Below are 25,958 nucleotides of genomic sequence, written 5' to 3'. Positions count from 1 at the left end.
GGCGCGTCTGTTACTCGAGCCGGATGGGGCCGGTGTTCTGAACATCGCTGTCATTCCAGTCGCTCTCATCGCGAATACGCGGATCCCCCTGCAAGGTATAGAGGATGGTGCCCTGACGAAACTGCAGCGCGCCATCGGCCCGTTTCGCCTTCACCTTGACTCCGTTGACCCACACCTGCTCCTTGCCATCCACCTGAATATTGGCCACCGTGGCGCCTGTCTCGCGGTTCTTGGCGATCCACTTGCCCTGATAGGGCGAGTCTCCCTTGGCCATCGGCAGTGCGGCGGCCTTGCCCGCCGACCAGGCGTGCACGGTGCAAAAGCCATGAGCCCGGCGATCATGCTTGATGACGTAATCCAGGGTGGGTTCGCTGGCGGGCAGATCGAAGGTGATCCCGATGACCACTTTGCCGCTCGTGGCCGAATAGGCGGCGGGCGCCAGCGTTTTCAGGGTCGCCTTCTTGCCATTGATAAAGACGTTGCCCCCTTGCGACTTGACCCGGATATCGGTGGGGCAAGTGGCGCTGAAGTTGGGCAGCGCCGCGAGGGCACTGCCGGCATGGGCGGTCATGGCCAACATGACAAGGGTCAGCAGAGCAGGTTTTTGATTCATACTGATACGCCTTCAAGAGAAGAGAACCTCGTCCGTGAGCGGTGTCGTTCCTGATGGCGGCACTCTAGCTTGACCCTCTCGGGCCACCCAGTTAAAAAAAATAAAACCGGTCAGTGGAATTATTAATAAATATAAATATTTAAAATCAATGGGTTGAGTAATAACCCTGCCAGCCGCCACGTATCAGACAGGCAATAAAAAAGCCGATAACCCGGTTATCGGCTCATTGCCCATGCAGAGGCTGGTGCCCGATCAGACCACCACGGCGGTGCCACTGATGCTGACCATCAGCATGCTGCCGTTTTGCCCCACCACCTCGTAGTCGATATCGATGCCGACCACTGCGTTGGCACCAAGGGCCGCTGCGCGCTCTTTCAGCTCATCGAAGGCGATCTCGCGGGCACGGGCCAGCTCTTTTTCATAGGCACCGGAGCGGCCGCCGATGATGTCGCGGATCCCGGCAAAGAGATCCTTGAAAATATTGGCGCCGAGAATGGCTTCGCCAACCACGATGCCGCGGTATTCACGAATGGTTTTGCCTTCCAGCGTGGGGGTCGTCGAGAGGATCATCTTGAACTCCTTGAGTAGCAGAAGGGCTCAGACTACCCCAACTGCCCGAAAATCCCAACCGGGGGGTGACCTGTACGACGCCGTCCTTAAAAATCACGACAGCCAGATAAAAAACACCGCGCACGGGGCGCGGTGTTTGTTTCAGAGGGCCATTGCCAACGGCAAGCCGTCACGGATTGTAAGAGACCACCGAGCCACTGAGGCCGGTCATCTGGGAGATCCGCCCCTGCATCCCCTGCAGTTTGGCCTTGGAGACATCCGGCCCGATAAAGACCCGGTTGAGCTGACCCTGCACCGGTGTGCGCGGCGAAGTGTGGGCAGAGTAGCCCGCAGCCCGCAGCTTGCTCACCAGCGCGTTGACGCTGTCGACGTTCTTGAAGGCGCCAAGCTGAAGGATCCAGCTGCCCTGCGCCGGTGCCGCAGCAGGCGCGGGAGTGGTCGGCTGGGTCATCTTGCTTTCAATCAGATCGTCGAGGGACTTGATCTGACCCGCCTGCGGCTTGGTCGGTGCGGGTGCCTTGGCAACTTCAACCGGTTTGGCTGGCGTCGGCTTGGGTGCTGGCTTTGGCGGTTCGACCGGTTTTTTGGCCACCACTTCCGGCTTGGGCTGTGGCTTGGGTTGGGCATTCTGTTGCGGCTGAACCGGTGCCGGTGCGGCAGGGGTTGTCGCCGGCAGCGCACCGTTGCCCTGACCGGCGAGGGTCATGGGGTCAGCCACCTCTTCCACTTGCCACTGCTGGGCCGCAGAGGCCTGTTGCTGGCTGGCCAGATGATCGGCTGGCAGGCTGCTGGCTGCCGAGACCTGCAGCGCAGGCTTGGCAGGCTCCAGCTCGGGACGCAGCGGGATCTTGGCAAAGGCCTCCTCCTTTTGTGCCAGCTTGTGACCATCCAGCAAGTCCGGCAGGAAAATAACAACCAGGGCCACCAGGATGACGGTGCCCACCAGACGGTTTTGAAACTTCGAGGCCAAGTTGAATCCTACCTTTACGTAACTCAATATGCGATTTGGCTCCCCGCCCGAGGGCCAGGGAGCCGGGGTGTGGCCTAGACGGCGACACCCGCCAGAATGTCGGCGACAGTGTAAAACGAACCAAACACAATGACCATATCGTCCGGACTCGATGCGGCCAACGCTGCCTGATAAGCGGCGCTGACATCATCAAACTCTCTGGCAGGCCCCTTGCCCTCCCCCAACGCCGCAGCCAGTTGCGCAGCGGTGGCGGCGCGCGGGCCGGTGAGGCTGGCCAGATACCACTCGCCGATCAGACCATCGAGTTCGGCAAGGGACCCCGCCATGTCCTTGTCTTTGAGCATGCCGACCACGGCGCGGCGTACACCCGAGCAGGGCATCTTGCGCAATTGCGCTGCCAGATAGGCTGCCGAATGGGGGTTATGGGCAACATCGACGATCACCAGCGGCGCACTTTGCAGCTGCTGCATCCGGCCAGCCAGCCGAGCATTGGCAAGCCCGTCACGAATGGCGGACTCCGGCAGCGGCAAGCCGAGGGATTCCAGCGCCGCCAGCACGGTCACCGCGTTCATCAGCGGCAGCGCCGGTTTTGGCAGATCCCGCCACTGGTTGAGGCCGTGATAATCCCAACCGCTCTCGTGCTCATCGCCACGAAAATCGATACCGACCTGACGCAGGTTGGCGCCAAGACGCTGGGCTTCGCTCGCGATAGTCGCAGGCGGATTGGGCTCGCCACTGATGGCGGGCTTGCCAGCGCGATAGACCCCAGCCTTCTCCACCGCCACAGCTTCGCGGGTATCACCCAGCCAGTCGCAGTGATCGAGGGCAATGGAGGTGATCATCGCCACATCGGACTCCACCACGTTGGTGGCGTCGAGCCGACCGCCCAGCCCCACTTCCAGCAGCAGCACATCCGGTGCGGCGCGGCAGAAGAGCCACAAGCCGGCCAGGGTGGCGAATTCGAAGAAGGTAAGGGCAATCTCGCCGCGAGCCGCTTCCACCTCGGCAAAGGCGGCGCAGTGATCGATGTCGGGCAGCTCTTGCCCGTTGACCCGCACCCGCTCGGTAAAGCGCAGCAGATGGGGCGAGGAGTAGATGCCGACCTTATAGCCTGCGGCCATCAGAATGCTGGCCGCCATGGCACAGCTGGAGCCCTTGCCGTTGGTGCCCGCCACCGTGATCACCTTGAACGGCAGCTGGGTGAGACCCATGCGCCGGGCGACAGCACCGACCCGATCCAGCCCCATGTCGATATTGACCGGATGGAGCTGCTCCAAATAAGAAAGCCAGTCGACAAGCGACCGGCTTTGGGATTGTTGCATGTTTGAACTCATCTTCACTCTTCGATGACGTGAGTATTCAGCATTTTGGCGAGCAGGCTGGCCAGACGGTTACGCATTTCGCGGCGATCGATGATGATATCGATGGCACCCTTTTCCAGCAGGAACTCGGAGCGCTGGAAGCCTTCCGGCAGTTTCTCGCGCACGGTCTGCTCGATAACACGCGGGCCGGCAAAGCCGATCAGCGCCTTGGGCTCGCCCACGTTGATGTCGCCCAGCATCGCCAGACTGGCAGAGACGCCACCCATGGTTGGGTCGGTCAGCACGGAGATATAGGGCAGGCCCGCCTTGGTGAGTCTGTCCAGCGCCGCACTGGTCTTGGCCATCTGCATCAGGGAGAACAGCGCTTCCTGCATGCGAGCACCACCAGAGGCGGAGAAGCAGACCAGACCACGGCCTTCCTTGATGCACTCCTCGACGGCGCGCACGAAGCGGGCACCGACCACGGAGGCCATGGAGCCACCCATGAAGGAGAACTCGAACGAACAGGCGACAACCGGTACCCCTTTGAGGGTCCCTTTCATCACCACCAGCGCATCTTTCTCCGCCGTCTCTTTCTGAGCGGCAGACAAACGATCCTTGTAGCGCTTGGAATCCTTGAATTTCAGTACATCCTGCGGCTCCAGCTCGGCACCGATCTCGGTACGACCCTGCTCATCGAGGAAACTCTCGAGACGGGCGCGGGCGCTGATGCGCATATGATGATCACACTTGGGGCACACTTCGAGGTTGCGCTCCAACTCTGCCCGGTAGAGCACCTGTTCACAAGCACTGCACTTGGTCCACACCCCTTCCGGAATGTTGTGACGACGGGGCGCAGTGATCTTGCTCTTGGGAAGAATCTTCTCAAGCCAGCTCATGGAATTCCTTAATGCTTTTGTGCCTGACAAAACGCATCGAGCCTAGATTGTTCAATGACTTAATAGCTCGATGGCAACAAATGACGGGTCATTAAACCACAATTTTTCGGGCGCAGTTACTAAAAACTGGTCGTACCCGGTGCCGAGTCTGGCAGCCACAGCGGGCCTAGCGGCAACTGCGGCAGAGCAAACTCGGCCGGGTAATCCACGTCGACCAGATAGAGGCCACCTGCCTTGGCGGTCGGCCCGGCCAGATTGCGATCCTTGGCAGCCAGCACCTCGGCAATCCACTCCACCGGTTTGAGCCCCTGCCCCACCAGCAGCAGGGAGCCGGTGATGTTGCGCACCATATGGTGCAGGAAGGCGTTGGCCTTGATGTCGAGCACGATGTAGGGGCCGGAGCGGCTGACACACAGATGGGTCACATTGCGCCACGGGGTGTTGGATTGGCAGGCGACGGCACGGAAGGTGCTGAAGTCGTGCTCCCCAAGCAGGCTCTGGCCCGCCTGGTGCATCAACTCGGCATCGATGGTCTCGTGGTAGTGGCTGACGCCACTGCCGAGGATCGCCGGACGGTAGTTGTGGTTGTAGATGACATAGCGGTAGCGACGGGCGGTGGCGCTGAAGCGGGCGTGGAAGCTCTCGTCCACCTGCTTGACCCAGCGCACGGCGATATCCGGCGGCAGGTTGGAATTGAGCCCCAGGGTCCAGGCCCCTTCGGCACGGTTCGCCTCGGTATCGAAGTGGATCACCTGACCGGTCGCATGGACACCGGCATCGGTGCGCCCGGCACACTGGATGGAGACAGGGTGGTTGGCAATCCGGCTCAGCGCCGTCTCCAGTTCAGCCTGCACGCTGATCACTTCACGCTGACGCTGCCAGCCGAAATACCGGCTGCCGTCATATTCAATACCTAGGGCAATTCGCATGGATAAACTTGTCTTGTTGTGAAAACGCAGTGAAAGAAACGGGGCGGATTATACGCGCTCAGCCTGAAAAGTCCCACCACACGCCGCAATTGGCCTGGATGGTCAGCCTGCGCGGCCATGCTCACCCCATAACAAATCGCCAAAATATGAGGGGCAGCCTGCTGGCTGCCCCCGTTTTGCTGACCCCGTGATGGGAAATGCTTTAGCTCAACCGCTTGAGCAACTTCTCGGCTTCGGCACGCTGGTGATCGCTGCCCTGCTCCGCCGCCTCTTGCAGCAGCTCGCGGGCGCTATCCTTGTCGTCAATCTCGAGGTAGGCACGGGCCAGATCCAGCTTGGCCCCCACACCGCCGTCGTCGGCATCCACATCAAACCCGGTGGATTCCGGCAGCACCTCGGGGAAGCCATCGAGCCCTACATCCAGCGAGAAGCCCTGATAAGGCTCCTGCTCCGGCGCGGTGGCATCCGCTTCGGCCAGCAGCTTGTCGATCTCGACGTAGCCGCTCTCTTGTGCCTGCTCACGGGGCTGGAGATCTGCCGGATGAGACTCCACCTCGGCGAACGCGTCTTCGAAATCGGAGAGCGCCAGCTCGTTGGGGTCCCACTCCAGATCCAGCTCGGCTTCCTTCGCTTTGACAGGCTCAAGACCGAGCTCGGCCAGCATGGCATCCGCACTCTCGTCGGTGTCCTCTGCGGCACTGAGATCAATGGCGTTATCATCTTTGCCAGCAGCAGGCTCGTCGAGGGCACTGTCGAAATCGCCGAGATCGAAGCTGGCCAGATCGTCGTCAGCGGCGCCGACTTCGTCGATGGAGCTCAAATCGGGCTCGAGGTCGGCTGAGAGATCCGCATCCAGCTCGGCAAACAGGGCTGCCTGCAGCTCCTCTTCGCTCATGATCTCGTCAGCGGCCTTGGGCTTGGGGTTGAACTCGCTGGCCAGATCCATGGCGGGCTCGTTGGCAAGCGCGATGGGCTCATCCAGCGAGAGATCGAGATCCGGCACAAGATCCGGGTCACGACTGGCTGGCTGGGCCGCCATCCGCTCGGGCTCGAAGCCCTGCAGCTCCATCTCACCGTCGTCGCTGAACACCAGATCGACATCCGGCTTGGCGGCCGGCTCGTCAGGCTCCATCGGCATAAAGCCATCCGGGGTGTTGAGATCCGGCACCGGTCGCACCGGCTCGTTGTCGGTCACATCGACGCTCAGCAGATCATCAAACTCGCTCTGCTCCTGATCCATCATCATGGCGGTGGATTCGGAGAGGCTCTTCTCCTGCTCTTCAAGTTCGCGGCGGGCCCGGGCACGCAGCCACAGGGTCACCAGCGCCAAGACCAGCAGCACCGGCAGCAGAATGATCATGGCGAGGTTGAGCGGTGAGGAGAGCAGATCCATCAACCAGTTTTTCTCAGGCTCAGGCTCGGCTGCCACCGGCGGGACCGGTTGAGCCTTGAGCTCGGCAATCTCTTTTTGCAGCGCGGTCTGATCCTGCAGCTGGGCCTTGAGGGTCTCCACCTCTTCGGTCAGGGATTGCAGACGCAGCTTGAGCCTGTGGTTCATCTCGGTCACCTGGCCGAGCTGGGCATTGGCATCTTCCAGTGCCAGCGCCATCTCGGTGGCCGGTTTGCCCACTGGTTTATCCAGATCGGAAGGCAGAGGCACCGGTGTGGTGCCTTCTGCTGCGCTCGGAGCAGGTGCTACCGCCTCTTTCGGCGAAGGCTCGCTCACCTTGGCCACTTCTTTGGTTTCAGCAGCCGGTTGCGGTGCCACCACCGGGGCGGGAATGGGGGCGGCTTTCGCCACTGGCAGCGGCGCAGGCGCAGCCTTCACCGGCTCGGTCTTGGCGGCTTCCACCTTCGCGGGTTTGGCGGCAGCCGGCTTGGCGGTATGGGCCTGCTTGTCAGCCAGATATTTGGGGCTTAACCCCTTCCAGCTGGCGTTGTCGCTGCGGAACTTGGCGCGGGCCTGTGCATCAGTGATGACGCTCGCCTCGGCCGCGGTCGGCAGCAGAATGCGGGAGCCCACCAGAATGTGGTTGATATTGCCATCGGCAAAACTGCGGGGGTTTTTCTCGTAAATCGCCACCATGGTCTGGTAGACGCTGACCCGATTGGAGGGGCGATATTTGCTCGCCAGGCTCCAGAGGGTATCGGTCGGACGAACAGGGCCATAGCTACCGGCATTGGCAGTGACCTGAGGCGTCACCGGCTGGGCGGTTGCACGCACCGGTTGTGCGACGGGTCTGGCGACCGGCTGCGCCAGCGGCTGGGAATTGACGGCGGGAGGTGCGGGTTCGTCAGGGCCTTTTAGCTCGACAAAAAAAGGCTCCCGCGCCGAGTCTTCAGCCTGGACGGTGCCCAGCAGACCCAATGCGAGTAGCGTTGCCAATGTTATGCGGGAATGTCCCATATTCGTTCCTTCGTATGACGGCCCTATCACATTGAAAAATCTGGATAGTTACCCCAAAACAGTCGGTTCAATATAAATCAGGCTCGCCTGGCAAGCCAGCAGTCCGACACATTTAGCACCCAACTTGACCCTGAGTGTAGGAAAAAACTTAATCAGTTGATATCGCAACAGAATCTTGAAGTGACGGAGTGCGGCATGGGTCACACCCCGGTTTGATCACAGGCCGGATGCGCAGCACTCCCTGCTGCGCATCTGTGGCATCTGACCGGCCTTACAGATAGTCGCGAACCAGCAGCTCGGCAATCTGTACACTGTTGGTTGCCGCGCCCTTACGAACGTTATCGGCCACGATCCACATATTGATACCACTTGGATGAGAAATATCCTGGCGCACCCGACCCACCAGCACCTCATCCTTGCCGGTTGCGTCACGCACCGGGGTCGGATAGTCCCCTTCGTCATCAAACAGGGTCACACCCGGCGCATTGCGGAGCAGCTCCTTGACCTGTTCGGCATCGAGCGGCTGGTGCAGCTCAACGTGTACCGCCTCGGCGTGGCCGTAGAAGACCGGCACCCGCACGCAGGTGGGGTTCACGGCAATGCTGGCATCCCCCAGGATCTTCTGGGTTTCCCATACCATCTTCATCTCTTCACGGGTGTAGCCGTTGTCAGTGAAGCTGTCGATCTGCGGGATCAGGTTAAAGGCGATCTGTTGCGGATAGAGGGTCGGCTCCACTGGGCGACCATTGAGCAGATGAGCAGTCTGTCCCGCCAGCTCGCTGACCCCCTCTTTACCGGAGCCTGACACGGATTGATAGGTGGCCACGTTGATGCGGGCAATGCCCACTTCGTCGTGCAGCGGCTTCAAAGCCACCAGCATCTGGATGGTGGAGCAGTTGGGGTTGGCGATGATGTTGCGATTACGAAAATCGGCCAGCGCATCCGGGTTCACTTCCGGGATCACCAGCGGGATATCTTCGTCGTAACGGAAGCAGGAGGTGTTGTCGATGACGATGCAGCCGTGTTCGGCAGCAATTGGCGCCCACTTGGCCGAGACCTCGGCACCGGCGGAGAAGAGTGCGATCTGTACCTGGCTCCAGTCAAACTCCTCCACATCGAGGATCTCGAGGTTCTTGCCGCCAAAGCGCACGGTATCACCGGCGCTGCGGCTGGAAGCCAGCGGATAGAGGGTCGCTACCGGAAATTCGCGCTCTTCCAGGATCTCGATCATCGCCTGACCCACGGCGCCGCTGGCACCCAATACCGCTACGTTAAACTGCTGGCTCATTCTGTTCTCCTCTGATAATGCTGCAATGGCGCCGGGTGGCGCCATGGTCGGCAGGCTCCCGCACGGCGAGATGACGCAGCCTGATATGGCTGAGCCGGCGCAGTAGCATCTGCGCCAGCTCAGTAAAAAAATGGGGGCGAGGTAGGCAGTACGGCTCACCCCTTCCGGTTATCTTCCAACTCTTAGCCCCCGATTCAGGGGCGTGACAGCGCAAATCCCAGCTCGCCCAGCGCCTGGTCGGCAAACACTCCCTCAACCTGCAGGGAGGATAGTTCACGGCGCTCGGGATAGTGTTTGCGCTGCTCGTCAAAGCTGCCGGGCAAGCCGAGTTGGGCACGGAAACGGGCATCATCGCGGCGCACGTCATAAACCAGATGCACCAGCTGCTTGATCAGCGCCTGATCCGGCGCACGGCCCGGCACCACCGCCTGCACATCGGGGGCTGGCAGGAGCTTACTCAAATCCTGACGAGGCTGGCGTCCCAGCTGCTGGCAGAGCGCCTGGTAGAGCATCCAGGTACCGCGAGCCTTCCCCTCCAGGCTGTAACCGGCGATATGGGGGGTAGCAATCTCGGTATGGGGCACCAACGCAGCCAGTGGCTCGGGCTCGTTCTCCCACACATCCATCACCAGTCGCAAAGGCGCATCGCCCAACTGGCGCGCCAGCAGGGCCCGGTTATCCCACACCTCGCCACGGGATGCGTTGATCAGGATCTGCCCGGCAGGACGCGCGGCAATCTGTTCGGCATCAAGCAGATGGTAGGTGGCATCCTGCCCTTCGCGGGTAATGGGCACATGGAAGCTGACGATATCAGCACCAAGAGCGGTCTGATAATCGACAAAGCCCGCATCGGGGGTATTACGCGCCTTGGGTGGATCGCAGCGCAGTACCCGCATGCCGAGCGCTTGGGCCTTGCCAGCCACGCACTCGCCGGTATTGCCCGCGCCAATCACCGCCAACGTCATGGCCGAGAGGTCGAGTTCGTAGCGCTCCGCCAGCACCAGCAGGGCGGAGAGCACATAATCCCCCACCGAATACTTGTTGCAACCGGGGGCGCTGAAGAAGGGAATATTGCGGCTTGCCAGCAACGCCTTGTCCACATGGTCGGTGCCTATGGTGGCGGTGCCGACAAACCCGAGTTTGGGGCTGGTCGCCAGCAAATCGCCGTTGACGCGGGTGACCGAACGCACCAGCAGCACATCGGCATCCAGCAGATCGCGGGCCTGCATCTGCCGTCCGGGCAAGGGGATCACCTCGCCAAATTCGGCAAACAGCTCCACGGCATGGGGCATATTCTCATCAACGACTATCTTCATCGGGCTCTCTTTGGTCACAACCGCCACGGGGGCGCCATTCTAGCGCAAAGCCGCCCGAGATTTCAGCCTGTGATGCAATCCGGCGCGAAAGGGGACCACATTGCGCGGCAGCCGCTCCATCCGCCCACTCAAACAGAGAATGTGGCCACAAATGTGTAAGCAGAGGTAACAAACGTGCTGCTCGGCTTTGTCCGGGCGTGTCACGGTGGCACAATGCCCCTCTTTTTTCGCGATCACCCATACCCACCATGCCGCCACACGCTTCGTCGCTCCCAACGTCAACCGCCTCACTCACCCGCAGCCAGGTGCTTGGCTTCACTACCCTGTTGATCCTGCCCCTGTTACTGCTCGCCACCCTGCCCTGGCAGCCTTTTCTGACCGGCTCCCTGCAATCAGGCTGGTTATGGTGGTCATACGCCCTCACCCGCATGGTCGATCTTCCCGGGATCGGGGTCAGTGGCGCCCTCTTGCTGTTGCTGACCCGCTACAAACTCAAACTGGAGCTGGCTCCCTTCATTGCGCTGGGATGCGCGCTGGCAGCCCTGCTCTCCAGCGACTGGGTGCTCAAGAGCCTGATCAAGCACCTGACCGAAGAGCCCAGACCCTATCTGCTCTGGCTTGAGAGTCAGTCGCTGATCCCGGCCATCAAGCACTTCTACGCCAGTAGCGTCGATGTGCGCAGCGAACAGGTTCACGCCGCCAGCCAGTTGCTGGCCCTGCCAGAGTGGCTCGGCCACCACTGGCAGGCCGAGGTGAACTACGCCTTCCCCTCTGGCCACAGTATCGCCGCCATCAGCCTGGCCCAATTTTTTGGCCTTATCTGGCTGGCCCGCGCCCCCACGGGCGTCTGGCTGCTGCCGTTGTGGGCGTTAGGGGTTGGTCTGTCGCGCATGGTAATGGGGATGCACTGGCCGGTGGATGTGCTGGCCAGCGCCCTGTTGGGCACGCTCACGGCGCTGATTGCCGCCCGCTGGTGGCTGCACAGATATTGAATCCAGCGCCACCTTGCCGCAGCCGACTGCGTGGGATGGGAGGACAAGCCTGTGCTTTTTTGCCATAATGCCGCCTCATTTTATCCCGACCGAGATCCCATGACCGACGCAGTTCATACCCTCAAGGGCCGTTTCCGTGGTTTTTACCCCGTCGTCATCGATGTTGAAACTGCCGGGTTCAACGCCAAGACCGATGCCCTGCTCGAAATCGCGGCTTACACCCTGAAAATGGATGAGCAGGGCTGGCTCGTTCCCGATCAGGTATTCCACTTTCATGTCGAGCCCTTCGAAGGGGCCAACTTGGAAAAGGCCGCGCTGGAGTTCACCGGCATCGACCCCTACAACCCGTTGCGTGGCGCTGTCTCGGAAAAAGAGGCACTGACCGAGATCTTCAAGGGGATCCGCAAGGGGATGAAGGAGCAGGATTGCGGCCGCGCCATCATAGTGGCCCACAACGCCACCTTCGATCACGGCTTCGTGATGGCTGCCGCCGAGCGTGCTGGCCTCAAGCGTAATCCGTTCCACCCGTTTGCGACCTTCGACACCGCAGCTCTCTCCGGATTGGCGCTGGGTCAGACCGTGCTGGCCAAGGCGTGCCAGAGCGCCCGCATCCCGTTTGACAATAAAGAGGCGCACTCGGCCCTCTATGACACCGAACGCACCACAGAGCTGTTCTGTCATATCGTTAACCGCTGGAAGAGCATGGGGGGGTGGCCGCCAGCGCATCCGGATGATGACACAACCGATGCTCCTGCCGATGATGAGGGGCAAGAATAAACGGATGAAGGCTGCCACTGGCAGCCTTCGCTTTTTGGGGAAATGATTGATTGCACGGCGCACCGGAAATCGCCATCAACGTCACTATCCACCGCTGCGCACGGGATGCACGGAGACAAACAGGTCACAAACCCTCATGTTGAGCAACCTTGTGCCACATGCTGCTGCGATATGAGGGGTTTGACTGATTTTTTTCTCGACATTTGTCACATTTTTCGCAAACTAACTCCCCTTCACATGACAGACAGCAATAACAAACTATAAGGAAATCAAATGAATCCAGTTGTTATCGCAGTCGGGCTGATGCTGGTGCTCAGTCTGCTGCGGATCAATGTGGTGGTCTCGCTGGCGCTGGGGGCCATTGCTGGCGGCCTGGTCGGTGGGCTGTCGTTGACCGATACCCTCACCACCTTCAGCGGTGGCCTGGGCGGTGGCGCCGAGATTGCTCTCTCCTACGCCATGCTGGGCGCCTTTGCGGTTGCCATCTCCCGCTCCGGGATCACCGACCTGCTGGCCCGCAAGGTGATCAACCAGCTGGGCAAGGATGCCAGCTCGACCCGTATCATGTGGGTCAAAACCCTGCTGCTCTCTTCCGTACTGGCCGTAGCGATCTCCTCCCAGAACCTGATCCCGGTTCACATCGCCTTTATTCCCATCCTGATCCCGCCGCTGCTGCATGTGATGGCGCAGATGCAGATCGACCGTCGTCAGGTGGCCTGTGTCATCACTTTTGGTCTGACCGCCACCTACATGGTGCTACCGGTCGGCTTTGGCGGCATCTTCCTGAACAACATTCTGGCCAAGAACCTGATTGATAACGGCGTGCCCATCACCACCAGCCAGATCCCGCTGGCGATGGCCATTCCGGTCGCCGGTATGGTACTGGGCCTGCTGATTGCGGTATTCATCAGCTATCGCAAACCGCGCCAGTACGATCTGGCCAAGATCCTGGATGCCGAGCCCGAAGCGGTCGAGCTCAACCTCACCCACATCTGGGTGGCTCTGCTGGCCATTGGCGTAGCGCTGGGGCTGCAACTGATGACCAACAGCATCGTACTGGGTGCACTGGCCGGTTTTGTCATCTTCACCTGCGGCGGCGTCATCAAGTTTCGCGAAAGCCAGGATGCCTTCACCCAGGGGGTGCGGATGATGTCGCTGATCGGCTTCATCATGATCTCCGCTGCCGGTTTTGCCGCCGTGATGAAGGCGACTCACGGGGTCGACTCTCTGGTACAGGTGGTCGCCTCCGGCATCGGTCAGCACAAAGGCATCGCCGCCTTCCTGATGCTGCTGGTGGGTCTGCTCATCACCATGGGGATCGGCTCTTCCTTCTCCACCGTGCCCATCATCGCCACCATCTATGTGCCGCTCTGTCTGCAGCTTGGCTTCTCACCGATGGCGATCATCGCACTGGTCGGTACCGCAGGCGCGCTGGGGGATGCGGGCTCACCGGCCTCCGACTCGACGCTGGGCCCCACCTCCGGCCTCAACGCCGACGGCCAGCACGACCATATCTGGGACAGCGTGGTGCCCACCTTCATTCACTACAACATCCCACTGGTGATCTTCGGCTGGATTGCCGCCATGGTGCTCTGATATGTAAAGTCAGCATCTAACTGAACTATTCATAAAAAACCGGCCAATTGGCCGGTTTCTGTTTTTATGCGCTGGCGCTCTCTCTATTAACCCAGACGAACCCGGGCGTTGCGGAACATCCGCATCCAAGCCCCATCCTCGCCCCAGTTGTCCGGGTGCCAGGAGTTGGCCACGGTACGGAACACCCGCTCCGGGTGCGGCATCATGATGGTGGCGCGGCCATCGGTGGTGGTCACGGCGGTGATACCGTTCGGTGAGCCATTCGGGTTGGCCGGGTACTGCTCGGTCACGCTGCCGCGGTTATCGACAAAGCGCAGCCCTACCAGACCGCTGGCCTGCAACGCGCTCAGGTGAGCGGCATCGCGCACCTCCACCCGTCCTTCCCCATGGGAGACGGCAATGGGCATCACCGAGCCTGCCATGCCTGCGAAGAAGGCCGACGGGGACTCCTGCACCTGCACCAGGCTGAAGCGCGCTTCGAAGCGCTCGGAGCGGTTGCGCACAAAGCGCGGCCACAGATCGGCACCCGGGATGAGATCCCGCAAGTTGGACATCATCTGGCAACCGTTGCAGACACCCAGAGAGAGGGTATCGCCACGCTCGAAGAAGCGCTGGAACTGCTCGCGGGCGTTGTCATTGAACAGGATGGACTTGGCCCAGCCTTCACCGGCCCCCAGCACGTCACCGTAGGAGAAACCGCCACAGGCCACCAGGGTCTGGAACTCCTCCAGCTTGATGCGACCGGAGAGAATGTCGCTCATATGGACATCGACCGCCGCGAAACCGGCACGATCGAACGCCGCCGCCATCTCCACATGGGAGTTGACTCCCTGCTCGCGCAGCACCGCCAGACGGGGGGAGACCCCACGGGCGATATAGGGAGCAGCCACATCCTCGGACGGGTTGTAAGTCAGCTTGGCATGCAGACCCGGATCGGTGGCGTCCTGACGGGCCGCGTGCTCACTGTCGGCGCACGCCGGGTTGTCGCGCAGGCGCTGCATCTGCCAGCTGGTCTCGCCCCAGATGGTGCGAAGAGAGGTACGGCTGGCACGATAGACCTCCTGACCGCCCCGCTGCAAGGTGATGAGATCCCCTTCGCGCACGGTACCGAGCACATGGGAGCAGGCCGCCAGACCGTGACCGGCCAGCAGGGTCATCACCGCCTCTTTATCTTCACGACGCACCTGAATGACGGCGCCCAGCTCTTCGTTGAACAGCGCCGGCAGCAGCTCGCCGCCGATGCGATCGAGCTGGATGTCGAGGCCGCAGTGGCCGGCAAACGCCATTTCGGTCAGGGTGACGAACAGGCCGCCGTCGGAGCGGTCGTGGTAGGCGATCAGTTTGCGATCGGCTACCAGCGCCTGAATGGCGTTGAAGAAGCCCTTGAGCTGGACCGGATTGTCGAGATCCGGCGCCTTGTCACCCAGCTGGCGATAGACCTGCGCCAGCGCCGAGGCGCCGAGGCGCTGCTTGCCGTTGCCAAGATCGATGAGGATAAGGTCGGTTTCACCGAGATCGGTACGCAGTTGTGGCGTGACTGTGTTGCGCACATCCTCGACCCGGGCAAAGGCGGAGATGAGCAGGGAGAGCGGCGAGGTGACGCTGTGCTCCTTGCCATCCTGCTGCCAGCGGGTCTTCATGGACATGGAGTCCTTGCCCACCGGAATGGTGATACCCAAGGCCGGGCAGAGCTCCTCACCCACCGCCTTGACCGCCTCATAGAGCCCGGCATCTTCACCCGGATGACCGGCAGCGGCCATCCAGTTGGCGGATAGCTTGACCCGCTTCAGCGACCCGATATGAGCCGGCGCCAGGTTGGTGAGCGCTTCCGCCACCGCCATACGAGCGGAGGCGGCGTGGGAGAGCAGCGCCACCGGGGTACGCTCGCCCATCGACATGGCTTCGCCGTGATAGCTGTCGTAGGTGGCAGCGGTGACGGCGCAATCGGCCACCGGGATCTGCCAGGGGCCAACCATCTGGTCGCGGTTGACGAGGCCCGTTACGCTACGATCGCCGATGGTGATAAGGAAGGACTTCTCCGCCACGGTCGGCAGGCGCAGTACCCGCTCGGCCGCGTCACTCAAAGTGATGCCATCGAGCTGGAGCGCTTTGCCCTGTGCTGGCAGGGTCACCACGTCACGGTGCATCTTGGGCGCCTTGCCGAGCAACACATCCAGCGGCAGATCGATGGGCTGATTGTCAAAGTGGCTGTCAGAGAGGGTCAGATGCTTCTCTTCGGTCGCGGTGCCAATGACGGCATAGGGTGCGCGCTCACGCTCGCACAGCGCCTTGAACAGCGGCAGCTTGTCCTGCGCTACCGCCAGCACGTAACGCTCCTGGGATTCGTTGCACCAGATCTCCAGCGGGCTCATGCCCGGCTCGTCGCTCTGGATGGCGCGCAAATCGAAACGACCACCGCGCTCACCGTCGTTGACCAGCTCCGGCATGGCGTTGGAGAGACCACCCGCCCCCACATCGTGGATAAAGACGATAGGGTTGTCGTCACCCAGCTGCCAGCAGCGATCGATCACCTCCTGGCAACGGCGCTCCATCTCGGGGTTATCACGCTGCACCGAGGCAAAGTCGAGATCTTCGGCCGACTGGCCGGAGGCCATGGAGGATGCGGCACCACCGCCCAGACCGATGTTCATCGCCGGGCCGCCCAGCACGATCAGCGCCGCGCCGACCGGGATCTCCCCTTTCTGGACATGTTCGGTGCGGATGTTGCCGATGCCGCCTGCCAGCATGATGGGCTTGTGGTAGCCACGCACCTCGACGCCGTTGTGGCTCGGCACCTCCTCTTCGAAGGTACGGAAGTAGCCGAGAATGGCCGGACGGCCGAACTCGTTGTTAAACGCGGCGCCGCCGAGCGGCCCCTCCTGCATGATGTCGAAGGCACTGACGATACGGCTCGGCTTGCCGAAATCCTGCTCCCAGGGCTGCTCGAAGCCGGGAATGCGCAGGTTGGAGACGGAGAAACCGACCAGACCCGCCTTGGGCTTGGCACCGCGACCGGTGGCTCCCTCGTCGCGGATTTCGCCGCCGGAGCCGGTGGCTGCGCCCGGGAACGGGGAGATGGCGGTCGGGTGGTTGTGGGTCTCCACCTTCATCAGGATGTCGACCTGTTCCTGGTGATACTGGTATTCGCCGTTGGCCGGGCTCGGGAAGAAGCGGCCACCCTGGCTCCCTTCCATCACGGCGGCGTTGTCTTTATAGGCAGAGAGGACATGATCCGGCGTCTGCTCGAAGGTGTTCTTGATCATCTTGAACAGCGACTTGGGCTGCTGCTCACCATCGATGGTCCAGTCGGCATTGAAGATCTTGTGACGGCAGTGTTCGGAGTTCGCCTGGGCGAACATGTAGAGCTCGATGTCGTTGGGGTTGCGACCCAACTTGGTGAAGTTCTCCACCAGATAGTCGATTTCGTCGTCGGCCAGCGCCAGACCCAGCGCCACGTTGGCTTCGGCCAGGGCTGCGCGACCACCGCCCAGCACATCCACTTGGGTGAAGGGGCGCGGCTCGTGGTGAGCAAACAGGGCGGCAGCTTCGCTCATCTCGGCAAACACCACTTCCATCATTCGATCATGGAGCACGGCGGCAATGGCGCTGCACTGGGCGGCACTCAGCTCACCCTGCCCCTTGATGGTCAGGTAATAGGCAATACCCCGCTCCAGCCGCTTGACCTGTTTCAGGCCGCAGTTGTGGGCGATGTCGGTTGCTTTGGAAGACCAGGGGGAGATAGTGCCGGGGCGGGGGGTAACAAGAAACAGCTGACCGCTGGGGGTGTGTTCGGGGATGGTCGGGCCGTAGCGCAAGAGCTGGCCCAAGGTCGCTCGCTCGGGGGGAGAGAGGGGGCTTGTCAGCTCGGCAAAGTGCACGTATTCGGCATAGACATCCTCTATCTCTACTCCGCTCTCTACTCCACTCTCGTTTCTCATCTGTGCGAAGCGTTGCAGCAGTTTTTGGACACGAAAATCAGACAGTGCTGGGGCACCACGCAAGATATCCATATGACCTTTCTCACCAAGTTTTAAAGTGGGGGGGAATTGAGACGCGCGTATTATAGGGATCTGGCTCACAGCGGACAAACGTTTTTCTCACTTCGTGCAGTGTGACTCTGCGCACACTCTCTGGTATAAAGGTGCCTCTTTTTTGACAAATGCCGATTTTTTCAACAAAGGTACTCACCTACTTGCGCTGCATTTTTCGACTGTTTATCGGGCTGTTGTTGACGCTGACGCTGGTTGGCTGCGACTTCTATACCCCCTCCAGCCAGCTGGAGCAGATCCGCCAGCGTGGCGAGATCCGGGTTGGCACCATCTATGGTCCCACCTCCTATTACCAGCGTGACGACCTCGCCCAGGGGTTCGATTACGAGCTGGCGCAAAATTATGCCGACTGGTTGGGGGTGAAACTCACCATCATCCCGGTCGACACCACTGACCAGCTGGTCACCCTGCTGAAAAAGGGCAAACTCGATCTGGCGGCTGCCGCCATCATGGTAACCCCCGAACGGCGCGAGCTGTTTCGCTTCGGCCCGGGCTTCTACCAGGTCTCTCCCAAATTGGTCTACCGCAACGGCAAACCCAAGCCGGCCTCGTTAAACGATATCAAGGGCAAGCTGGTCGTTGCCGCCGGATCCACCGGGGAAGATCTGCTCAAAGAGATGAGCAAAGACAATCCGAAACTAGCCTGGAGCACCAGCGACAACGCCGATGTGGAGGAGCTGCTCAAGCAGGTGGTGGATGGCAAGATTGACTACACGGTGGTGCAGGATACCGTGCTGGCACGTACCCAGCGCTACTACCCGGAGCTCACCGAGGGGCTGACCCTGGCCCAGAAGCAGACCGTTGCCTGGGCCATGAGCAAGCTGCCCGATGACAGCCTCTATGCCAGCGTGATCGACTTCTTCGGTCAGCGCTTTATGGATGGTGCCATCGCCAAGCTGGACGAGAAGTACTTCGGCCATGTGCAGAACTTCGACTTTGTCGATACCCGCACCTTCCTCAAGCGCGCCAAGAGCCTGCTGCCCAAGTACCAGCCGCTGTTCCAGACTCACGCCAAGAATATCGACTGGCGTCTGCTCGCCGCCATCAGCTATCAGGAGTCCCACTGGGACCCGCAGGCCCGCTCCTACACCGGCGTGCGCGGCATGATGATGCTGACCGAGCCCACCGCCAAGGCGATGGGAGTCAACGACCGGCTTCATCCGGAAGAGAGCATCAAGGGTGGCTCCCTCTATCTGCAACAGATGATGGAGAAGGTGCCGGATTCGGTGCCCGATGACGAGAAGGTGTGGTTTGCCCTCACCGCCTACAACATCGGTTACGGCCACATGATGGATGCCCGCCGCCTGACCAAAGAGCTCGGCAAGAATCCCGACGCCTGGAGCGACGTGAAAGAGGTGCTGCCGCTGCTGCAACAGGCGCGCTGGCACCGCAAGGTACGTTACGGCTATGCCCGTGGCAGCGAGGCGCGCAACTATGTCAACAACGTGCGCCAGTATTACCAGAGTCTGCTCTGGCTCGACAACGAGCAACAGAAGGCACATCAGCGGGAGAGTCTCGACAACGACAGCGAGCCCGAGCTGGCCGAGCGCCCCACCGCCATCGCCGAAGTGGTCAATCAGATCACCATGCGCTAACCAGCCATTATTCGGCTGTTTTCACGCAAACTTCTCTGTTACCATCGATTCACATCGGAGCCTATCCGAAATCGCATTGTTTTCATTATGTTGAGAGATTAAATAACAGCAATTTCGGATGGGCTCCATCAATGACCCAAGGCCTGGATGGCCACCTGAGTTGGGAGGAGACCAAGATGCAAAAACGTAGAAAAATCAGTCTGGTCAGAAAAGCGAAGTGCAGCTGGAGCCCCAGACGCAAACTCAAGCTTAATGACATCAAGCGCAATCTGTGGCGCAGAAATCGATCCTATACCCTGCTTATTGCAGAGCACACAGCATAAACCCGGCATTCGCCGGGTTTTTTTATCTTCTTTCTCACCTGAATATCGTCTTACACCAGCGCCGCCTTGAACTGTACAGTCCGCTTGGAGATCAGCGAGTTGCAGTGGTTGCAGAAGTAATCCACCGCGCCGCACGCCTTGAGACGCTCCAGCTCCTGCTGGCAGGTGGGGCAGATGGCCGTAACGCAAACAGGGGCCTGGCACTGGCCACAGGTTTGCTCCTTGCTGCGGGTATCCAGTTCAGCCTGGCATGATGGACAAAGCAGGGCTTCCATAATCAACTCCTCGAAAGTGGATCTGCCATGGTCTTGTTCCATGGCAGATCCCCCTCCCCTTATTCCTCACCTTAACATGGCGAGGATAACAAAGCGGCTGCCGGTGAGGGCAGCCGCAAGGACTTATTTCTTCTTCATTTTCAGCAGGCGTTTGCGCTGACGTTCCTGACTCAGGGTCATGGTGTTCTTCTTCCCTTCAAACGGGTTGACCGACTCCTGGAACTCGACCCGGATCGGCGAGCCCATAATCTTGAGGGACTTGCGGAAGTAGTTGATCAAATACCGCTTGTAGGAGTCCGGCAAGTCGTTCAGCTGGTTGCCGTGGATCACGATGCGCGGCGGGTTGTAGCCACCAGCGTGAGCATACTTGAGCTTGACGCGGCGACCGTTGACCATCGGCGGCTGGTGATCTTCCTGCGCCATCTGCATGATGCGGGTCAGCATGGCCGTGCTGGTACGACGGGTGGCGGACTGGTAAGCCTCCTGAATGGATTCAAACAGATGGCCGACGCCGCTGCCGTGCAGGGCGGAGATGAAGTGGACACGAGCGAAGTCGATGAAGCCCAAGCGACGATCCAGCTCGTTCTTCACATCCTCTTTCACCTTCTGATCCAGACCATCCCACTTGTTCACCACCAGCACCACGGAGCGACCGGCGTGGAGCACATAGCCAAGGATGCTCAAGTCCTGATCGGTGATGGTCTCTTGGGCGTCGATCACCAGCAGGCAGACGTTGGCATCTTCGATGGCTTTCAGGGTCTTGATAACGGAGAACTTCTCCACCGTCTCGTGCACCTTGCCACGACGACGCACACCGGCGGTGTCGATAACCACATACTTCTGCTCGTCACGCTCCATCGGAATGTAAACGGAGTCACGGGTGGTGCCGGGCATGTCATAGACAATGACCCGATCTTCACCCAGCATGCGGTTGGTCAGGGTCGATTTGCCGACGTTGGGACGACCAACGATGGCGAACTTGATGGGCAGGTCGGCGAACGGGGTCTCCTTGGTGTCCTCTTTGGTATCGAGTTCACCGGCAGCCACCATGCGCAGCAGGGCTTCTTCGTCGAAGTCCTCCTCTTCCTCATCCTGCGCATCTTCATCGGTAGCAGAGTCGACCAGGGTCTCCAGATGAGGAGCCAGGGCCAGTTCCAGCAGGCTCAGCACGCCACGACCGTGGGCGGCCGCGATCTGGTAGACCTCGCCCAGCGCCAGACCGTAGAACTCGGAGACCGCGGAATCACCGTCGATACCGTCGGTCTTGTTGGCCACCAGAAAAACCTTTTTGTGGGCCTTGCGCAAGTGCTCGGCGATGGCTTGATCCGCCGCGGTCAGACCGGCACGGGCATCCACCATGAACAGCACGACGTCCGCTTCTTCGATGGCCAGCAGAGATTGCTCGGCCATCTTCAGCTCGATCCCCTCTTCGGTGCCATCGATACCGCCGGTATCGACCACGATAAATTCCAGCTCGCCCAACTTCGCCTGACCGTATTTACGGTCCCGGGTCAGACCGGGAAAATCGGCAACCAGGGCATCCCGAGTACGGGTCAAGCGGTTAAACAGGGTGGATTTCCCCACGTTGGGGCGGCCCACCAGGGCTACTACAGGAGTCATAAAAGCCTCATTCTCAAGACGACAAAGGCTCCGGGTCCGAAGACCAGGAGCCGGATATTCACATTATCGGACGATCAAGGACGCTTGAGGGCGTACAACTTGCCGTCACGGCTCTGCACATACAGGGTCTCGCCATCCACCAGCGGGGCGGCGTAGAGACCACTGCTATCGAGCTGCTGCATCGCCTTGATGGTACCGTCGGTACGATCAAGCCAATACAGGTATCCTTCCACATCACCCACCACCACATAGTCACCGAAGATGACAGGTGCAGTGACGGTACGATTTTCCAGCTGGGTGTTTGACCACAGCTCCAGACCGTTGCGACGGTCGATGGCAAACAGGTGGCTGCGACTGTCGGTCAGCACGATGGCATTGCCAGTCATCGCCAGATCGCGATAGCCGGAATACTTGCGCTTCCACACTTCATCGCCGGTCATCAGTTTGCGCGCCATCAACTGACCGTTGTAGGCGATGGCGTAGAGCTCATCACCGGCAATCAGCGGGCTGGCATCGACGTCCACCATGCGGTCCAGCTCGGTAGCACCGCGCGGATCAGCCACCTTGGACTGACGCACCGGCTGGCCATTGCTCAGCAGGGCGATGCCCACCTTGCCATCGGCACGACCGTAAATCACGGCGCCGTTGGTGATCACCGGTGCACCGGCACTGCGCAGGGTCAGCGGCGGCTGCTCTTCGGAGAGCGACCACTGCATCTTGCCTTCATCAGTGTCGAGGGCGATCAGGCGACCGGAGGTGGTCAACACCACCACGCGGCCATCTTCCACCGCGGGGCTTGCCACCACTTCACCGGGCACATTGGTCTGCCACAGCACTTCACCGTTCTCTTCGTTCAGGGCGTAGACCACCCCGTTCTCGGAGCCGAGGAACAGCTTGCCGTAACGGGAGACCAGGCCGCCGGAAAGGCGGGCGCTGCGCTTGTCGGCGTTGACCGGCAGGTCGGCCAGATCGACACTCCAGAGGCGATCGCCACTGGCACGGTCAAAGGCGCTGACATCGCCGTCGCGGGCCGCCGCGTAGATGCGATCCTCTTCCACCACCGGCTTGAGCTGGGAGTAGAAGTCACCGATACCATCACCCACAGTAGATGACCATGCGGTGTCGGCAGTGAAGGCAGATTCAACCTTGGGCAGCGGCGCCATCGGGTTGAGATCCTCTTCGGAACTGAACAGGGAGCACCCCTGCAGAGCGAAGGAGACCGCAGCCCCCAGCGCCACCATCTTGAATAGATTACGCATCCGGTGCCTCACCAGTCGCAACGGCCGGCAGGGCCAGATCGTCCATTTTCAGCTTGAGCTCGGCGCTACCCTGCAGGCCGCCGGCATCCGCCGCCGCCTGATAGGCATCACGAGCCTCTTCGGTCTTGCCCTGCTTTTGCAGCACATCACCACGGGCTTCGGCTACCTGCGCCTTGAAGGCCTCATTCTGGATGGTCGCCAGCTTGGCCAGCGCTTCATCTGCCTTGTCCTGATCATTCAGCACACGGGCCAGACGCAGCGCCGCGATGGGACGAATGCTCTCGTCACCCGTGGTCGCCACCAGCTCCAGCTGCTCGGCAGCCAGATCCAGCTTGCCCGCCTTGACGGCAGCGGCAGCCAGTTGCAACGCGGCCAGTTCACCGTAGGAGTCACCCTTGTTGGCAGTGACAAACTGCTGTGCCTGCTCGAAACCGGCGGTATCGCCCTTGGCCAGCTGCTCAATCACCTGGTTGTAAGAGTGGGAGGATGCCTCCATGGTCTCTTGCTGGTGCTGGTTGTAATAGCGCCAGCCGAACAGACCGACCAGACCGATCACGGTCCCGGCAATCACCGAGGTTCCGTTCTCTTTCCACCACTCCTTGATAACCTCAACCTGTTGTTCTTCGGTGGTATAGACTTCCACAGCTTACTCTCCTTTGGCTGCCAGCAGGGCAATGGCGGCGTCAACCTTGACGGTCTGTTGCTCGGCCTGACCACGCAGATATTTGATAGTGATCTCCCCGTTTTGCACCTCGGTCTCACCAAGGATCAGGGCGATTGCCGCGCCGCTCTTGTCGGCACGTTTGAGTTGTTTCTTGAAGTTGCCACCACCGCAGTGGCTCATCAGGCGCAGGTCCGGCAGGGCATCGCGCAGACGCTCGGCCAGCTGGAAGCCAGCCTGTTCGGTCCCCTCGCCCACCATCGCCAGATAGACATCCACCGCCGGGCGGATATCGGCGTTGAGCTCGAGGGTCTCCAGCATCAGCACCAGACGCTCCATGCCCATGGCAAAGCCTACGGCCGGGGTCGGTTGACCGCCCAGCTGCTCCACCAGACCATCGTAGCGGCCACCGGCACAGACGGTGCCCTGGGCACCCAGACTGCTGGTGACCCACTCGAACACGGTCAGGTTGTAGTAGTCAAGACCACGCACCAGACGCTCGTTCACTTCGTATTTGATACCGGCAGACTCGAGCAGGCGCTTGAGTCCCTCGAAGTGGGCCAGGCTCTCTTCGCCCAGATGGTCGAACAGACGCGGGGCATCTGCCAGAATGGCCTGCACCTTTTCATCCTTGGAGTCGAGTACCCGCAGCGGGTTGCTGTACATGCGGCGCTGGCTCTCTTCGTCCAGCTGATCCTTGTACTGCTCCAGATAGGCCACCAGCGCATCGCGGTAAGCGGCACGCTCGGCGCTCTGACCCAGAGTATTGAGCTGCAGGGTGACATGCTCGCTGATGCCAAACAGACGCCACAGACGGTGGGTCAGCATGATCAGTTCAGCGTCAATGTCCGGCCCGTTGATGCCAAAGAGCTCGACACCAAACTGGTGGAACTGGCGGTAACGGCCCTTCTGGGGACGCTCGTGACGGAACATGGGGCCCATGTACCACATCCGGCGTTCCTGGTTGTAGAGCAGACCGTGTTCAATACCGGCACGGACGCAGCTGGCGGTCCCTTCCGGACGCAGGCTCAGGCTGTCGCCATTGCGATCTTCAAAGGTGTACATCTCTTTTTCGACCACGTCGGTCACTTCACCGATGGCGCGCTTGAACAGATGAGTCTGCTCGACAATCGGCATGCGCACTTCGCTGTAGCCATAGCTGGCAACGACCTGGCGCAGGATCTGTTCAACCTTCTGCCATACCGGGCTCTGCTCCGGCAGGCAATCATTCATACCGCGAATAGCTTGGATCTGTTTTGCCACGTTGATACTCGAGAAAAAGAGGTAAAATTTGGCCGCATTATAGGGATTTTTCCCCCCAAGGTAAAATCAGGGAATCCGGATGCGGGATTTAAAATCAGTCACCTGGAAAAAGGGCCACCCAATGTGGCCCTGTTTCGCTCACTCCTTGTCCATCGGGATCCGGTTGGCGGGATCCAGCATGGCGGCGCGGGCGCGAATGCGGCGCTCCAGAGTTGGAATGAGATCCTTGTTGTCGAGCCGATCGACCCGCTGGCCCCCTTCATAGAAGGCACTCTTGTTGGCGGCCCCCGCCAGACCAAGGTCGGAGACCAGCGCTTCACCCGGGCCATTCACCACACAGCCGATGATGGAAACATCCATCGGGGTGATGATGTCTTCGAGCCGCTCTTCCAGTGCATTGACGGTAGCGATCACATCGAACTCCTGCCGTGAGCAGGATGGGCAAGCGATAAAGTTAATGCCACGGGAGCGAATACGCAGGGATTTGAGGATATCGAAACCGACCTTTACCTCCTCCACCGGATCCGCCGCCAGCGAGATACGCAGGGTATCGCCGATGCCGTCGGTAAGCAGCATGCCCAGACCGATGGCAGACTTCACCGCGCCGGCACGGAAACCGCCCGCTTCGGTGATGCCAAGGTGCAGCGGCTGCTCGATCTGCTTGGCCAGCAGGCGATAGGCACCGACTGCCAGGAACACATCAGAGGCCTTGACGCTCACCTTGAAGTCCTGGAAATCGAGGCGATCGAGGTAGTCCACGTGACGCATGGCGGACTCCACCAGCGCTTCGGGGGTCGGCTCGCCGTACTTCTCCTGAATATCTTTCTCCAGCGACCCGCCATTGACCCCGATACGGATCGGGATATTGAGGTCGCGCGCGCAATCGACCACCGAGCGCACCCGCTGCTCGTTGCCGATGTTGCCCGGGTTGATACGCAGGCAATCGGCACCGTACTCGGCCACTTTCAGGGCGATGCGATAGTCGAAGTGGATATCGGCCACGATGGGGATGCGGGTCTGCTGTTTGATCAGCCGGAAGGCTTCCGCCGCTTCCATGGTGGGCACGGAGACACGGACGATATCGGCACCGACCCGTTCGATCCGCTGGATCTGCTCGATGGTCGCAGCAACATCTGTGGTCTTGGTGTTGGTCATGGTCTGCACGGTAATGGGGGCATCGCCCCCAACCGGTACATTACCAACCATGATCTGTCTGGATTTACGACGAATGATGGGAGATTCGTGAGAAGACATG

The 25,958-nt window shown here is 60.6% G+C and carries 20 protein-coding genes; 4 read left to right on the top strand and 16 right to left on the bottom strand.

Annotated elements, in window-relative coordinates:
- Positions 1-10: 10 nt before the first annotated feature.
- The 9 genes from AB5Y73_RS02100 to AB5Y73_RS02060 all read right to left on the bottom strand — a co-directional run bounded on the left by AB5Y73_RS02100 (position 11) and on the right by AB5Y73_RS02060 (position 10,293).
- Positions 11-613 carry a hypothetical protein gene (locus tag AB5Y73_RS02100; protein WP_064338209.1) on the bottom strand — a complete coding sequence of 201 codons (603 nt, stop codon included), beginning with the start codon at positions 611-613 and terminating at the stop codon, positions 11-13.
- Between the two features lie 252 nt (positions 614-865).
- A complete protein-coding gene (locus AB5Y73_RS02095) occupies positions 866-1,183 on the bottom strand; it encodes a heavy metal-binding domain-containing protein (protein ID WP_005333757.1) in 318 nt (105 codons plus the stop codon).
- A 169-nt stretch (positions 1,184-1,352) separates the two neighbouring features.
- Positions 1,353-2,153 (bottom strand): cell division protein DedD, encoded by an 801-nt coding sequence (gene dedD / locus AB5Y73_RS02090; RefSeq protein ID WP_107684965.1) that lies wholly within the window; start codon positions 2,151-2,153, stop codon positions 1,353-1,355.
- Positions 2,154-2,227: 74 nt separating this feature from the next.
- Positions 2,228-3,487 (bottom strand): bifunctional tetrahydrofolate synthase/dihydrofolate synthase, encoded by a 1,260-nt coding sequence (gene folC, locus AB5Y73_RS02085; RefSeq protein ID WP_162895337.1) that lies wholly within the window; start codon positions 3,485-3,487, stop codon positions 2,228-2,230.
- Between the two features lie 2 nt (positions 3,488-3,489).
- A complete protein-coding gene (accD, locus tag AB5Y73_RS02080) occupies positions 3,490-4,353 on the bottom strand; it encodes an acetyl-CoA carboxylase, carboxyltransferase subunit beta (protein ID WP_005333765.1) in 864 nt (287 codons plus the stop codon).
- 119 nt (positions 4,354-4,472) lie between these two features.
- Positions 4,473-5,282, bottom strand: coding sequence for a tRNA pseudouridine(38-40) synthase TruA (gene truA, locus AB5Y73_RS02075; protein ID WP_040066446.1), 810 nt, complete (start codon positions 5,280-5,282; stop codon positions 4,473-4,475).
- A 202-nt stretch (positions 5,283-5,484) separates the two neighbouring features.
- On the bottom strand, positions 5,485-7,689 hold the full coding sequence (locus tag AB5Y73_RS02070) for a FimV/HubP family polar landmark protein (protein WP_107684967.1): 2,205 nt from the start codon (positions 7,687-7,689) through the stop codon (positions 5,485-5,487).
- A 271-nt stretch (positions 7,690-7,960) separates the two neighbouring features.
- Positions 7,961-8,977 carry an aspartate-semialdehyde dehydrogenase gene (locus tag AB5Y73_RS02065; protein WP_107684968.1) on the bottom strand — a complete coding sequence of 339 codons (1,017 nt, stop codon included), beginning with the start codon at positions 8,975-8,977 and terminating at the stop codon, positions 7,961-7,963.
- Positions 8,978-9,171: 194 nt separating this feature from the next.
- Complete coding sequence (locus AB5Y73_RS02060; protein WP_107684969.1) at positions 9,172-10,293, bottom strand: 4-phosphoerythronate dehydrogenase; 1,122 nt, start codon at positions 10,291-10,293, stop codon at positions 9,172-9,174.
- 248 nt (positions 10,294-10,541) lie between these two features.
- Between AB5Y73_RS02060 and AB5Y73_RS02055 the strand changes: the two genes are divergently transcribed.
- The 3 genes from AB5Y73_RS02055 (at position 10,542) to AB5Y73_RS02045 (ending at position 13,658) form a co-directional block, all read left to right on the top strand.
- The gene (locus AB5Y73_RS02055) at positions 10,542-11,285 is read left to right on the top strand and encodes a phosphatase PAP2 family protein (protein ID WP_181497240.1); all 744 of its coding nucleotides are present in this window, start codon (positions 10,542-10,544) and stop codon (positions 11,283-11,285) included.
- Between the two features lie 99 nt (positions 11,286-11,384).
- Positions 11,385-12,062 (top strand): ribonuclease T, encoded by a 678-nt coding sequence (rnt, locus tag AB5Y73_RS02050; RefSeq protein ID WP_005333780.1) that lies wholly within the window; start codon positions 11,385-11,387, stop codon positions 12,060-12,062.
- A gap of 273 nt (positions 12,063-12,335) precedes the next feature.
- Positions 12,336-13,658: a Na+/H+ antiporter family protein gene (locus AB5Y73_RS02045; protein WP_005361308.1), complete on the top strand. Its 1,323-nt coding sequence runs from the start codon at positions 12,336-12,338 to the stop codon at positions 13,656-13,658.
- An 86-nt stretch (positions 13,659-13,744) separates the two neighbouring features.
- Here AB5Y73_RS02045 and purL read toward each other — a convergent pair whose 3' ends face one another.
- A complete protein-coding gene (gene purL, locus AB5Y73_RS02040) occupies positions 13,745-17,668 on the bottom strand; it encodes a phosphoribosylformylglycinamidine synthase (protein WP_181497239.1) in 3,924 nt (1,307 codons plus the stop codon).
- A gap of 149 nt (positions 17,669-17,817) precedes the next feature.
- Between purL and mltF the strand changes: the two genes are divergently transcribed.
- The gene (mltF, locus tag AB5Y73_RS02035) at positions 17,818-19,302 is read left to right on the top strand and encodes a membrane-bound lytic murein transglycosylase MltF (RefSeq protein ID WP_236316793.1); all 1,485 of its coding nucleotides are present in this window, start codon (positions 17,818-17,820) and stop codon (positions 19,300-19,302) included.
- Between the two features lie 373 nt (positions 19,303-19,675).
- Here the strand turns inward: mltF and AB5Y73_RS02030 are convergent, their stop codons facing one another.
- The 6 genes from AB5Y73_RS02030 to ispG all read right to left on the bottom strand — a co-directional run bounded on the left by AB5Y73_RS02030 (position 19,676) and on the right by ispG (position 25,957).
- The gene (locus AB5Y73_RS02030; RefSeq protein ID WP_181497237.1) at positions 19,676-19,900 is read right to left on the bottom strand and encodes a zinc ribbon domain-containing protein; all 225 of its coding nucleotides are present in this window, start codon (positions 19,898-19,900) and stop codon (positions 19,676-19,678) included.
- Between the two features lie 123 nt (positions 19,901-20,023).
- A complete protein-coding gene (gene der / locus AB5Y73_RS02025) occupies positions 20,024-21,520 on the bottom strand; it encodes a ribosome biogenesis GTPase Der (protein ID WP_005333794.1) in 1,497 nt (498 codons plus the stop codon).
- A gap of 74 nt (positions 21,521-21,594) precedes the next feature.
- Positions 21,595-22,779 (bottom strand): outer membrane protein assembly factor BamB, encoded by a 1,185-nt coding sequence (gene bamB / locus AB5Y73_RS02020; protein ID WP_040066510.1) that lies wholly within the window; start codon positions 22,777-22,779, stop codon positions 21,595-21,597.
- Positions 22,772-23,422, bottom strand: coding sequence for a tetratricopeptide repeat protein (locus AB5Y73_RS02015; RefSeq protein WP_181497236.1), 651 nt, complete (start codon positions 23,420-23,422; stop codon positions 22,772-22,774). The genes bamB and AB5Y73_RS02015 overlap by 8 nt, the downstream gene beginning before the upstream one ends.
- Before the next feature lie 3 nt (positions 23,423-23,425).
- Entirely contained in the window at positions 23,426-24,703 is a 1,278-nt protein-coding gene (hisS, locus tag AB5Y73_RS02010; RefSeq protein WP_042056135.1) for a histidine--tRNA ligase, read from the bottom strand.
- Positions 24,704-24,841: 138 nt separating this feature from the next.
- The gene (gene ispG / locus AB5Y73_RS02005; RefSeq protein ID WP_005333801.1) at positions 24,842-25,957 is read right to left on the bottom strand and encodes a flavodoxin-dependent (E)-4-hydroxy-3-methylbut-2-enyl-diphosphate synthase; all 1,116 of its coding nucleotides are present in this window, start codon (positions 25,955-25,957) and stop codon (positions 24,842-24,844) included.
- Position 25,958: the final 1 nt, after the last annotated feature.

Source organism: Aeromonas sp. s7(2024) (assembly GCF_040907825.1).
GTDB lineage: Bacteria > Pseudomonadota > Gammaproteobacteria > Enterobacterales > Aeromonadaceae > Aeromonas > Aeromonas veronii.
The sequence above is the reverse complement of the archived record's forward strand: the minus strand, read 5'-3'. Positions and strand labels throughout refer to the sequence as shown.

Excerpts from the sequence above, each read along its gene's own strand:
- AB5Y73_RS02100 (WP_064338209.1), bottom strand. The coding sequence starts at position 613 with ATGAATCAAAAACCTGCTCTGCTGACCCTTGTCATGTTGGCCATGACC.
- AB5Y73_RS02095 (WP_005333757.1), bottom strand. The coding sequence starts at position 1,183 with ATGATCCTCTCGACGACCCCCACGCTGGAAGGCAAAACCATTCGTGAA.
- folC (WP_162895337.1), bottom strand. The coding sequence starts at position 3,487 with ATGAGTTCAAACATGCAACAATCCCAAAGCCGGTCGCTTGTCGACTGG.
- accD (WP_005333765.1), bottom strand. The coding sequence starts at position 4,353 with ATGAGCTGGCTTGAGAAGATTCTTCCCAAGAGCAAGATCACTGCGCCC.
- truA (WP_040066446.1), bottom strand. The coding sequence starts at position 5,282 with ATGCGAATTGCCCTAGGTATTGAATATGACGGCAGCCGGTATTTCGGC.
- AB5Y73_RS02070 (WP_107684967.1), bottom strand. The coding sequence starts at position 7,689 with ATGGGACATTCCCGCATAACATTGGCAACGCTACTCGCATTGGGTCTG.
- AB5Y73_RS02065 (WP_107684968.1), bottom strand. The coding sequence starts at position 8,977 with ATGAGCCAGCAGTTTAACGTAGCGGTATTGGGTGCCAGCGGCGCCGTG.
- AB5Y73_RS02060 (WP_107684969.1), bottom strand. The coding sequence starts at position 10,293 with ATGAAGATAGTCGTTGATGAGAATATGCCCCATGCCGTGGAGCTGTTT.
- AB5Y73_RS02055 (WP_181497240.1), top strand. The coding sequence starts at position 10,542 with ATGCCGCCACACGCTTCGTCGCTCCCAACGTCAACCGCCTCACTCACC.
- rnt (WP_005333780.1), top strand. The coding sequence starts at position 11,385 with ATGACCGACGCAGTTCATACCCTCAAGGGCCGTTTCCGTGGTTTTTAC.
- AB5Y73_RS02045 (WP_005361308.1), top strand. The coding sequence starts at position 12,336 with ATGAATCCAGTTGTTATCGCAGTCGGGCTGATGCTGGTGCTCAGTCTG.
- purL (WP_181497239.1), bottom strand. The coding sequence starts at position 17,668 with ATGGATATCTTGCGTGGTGCCCCAGCACTGTCTGATTTTCGTGTCCAA.
- mltF (WP_236316793.1), top strand. The coding sequence starts at position 17,818 with ATGCCGATTTTTTCAACAAAGGTACTCACCTACTTGCGCTGCATTTTT.
- AB5Y73_RS02030 (WP_181497237.1), bottom strand. The coding sequence starts at position 19,900 with ATGGAAGCCCTGCTTTGTCCATCATGCCAGGCTGAACTGGATACCCGC.
- der (WP_005333794.1), bottom strand. The coding sequence starts at position 21,520 with ATGACTCCTGTAGTAGCCCTGGTGGGCCGCCCCAACGTGGGGAAATCC.
- bamB (WP_040066510.1), bottom strand. The coding sequence starts at position 22,779 with ATGCGTAATCTATTCAAGATGGTGGCGCTGGGGGCTGCGGTCTCCTTC.
- ispG (WP_005333801.1), bottom strand. The coding sequence starts at position 25,957 with ATGTCTTCTCACGAATCTCCCATCATTCGTCGTAAATCCAGACAGATC.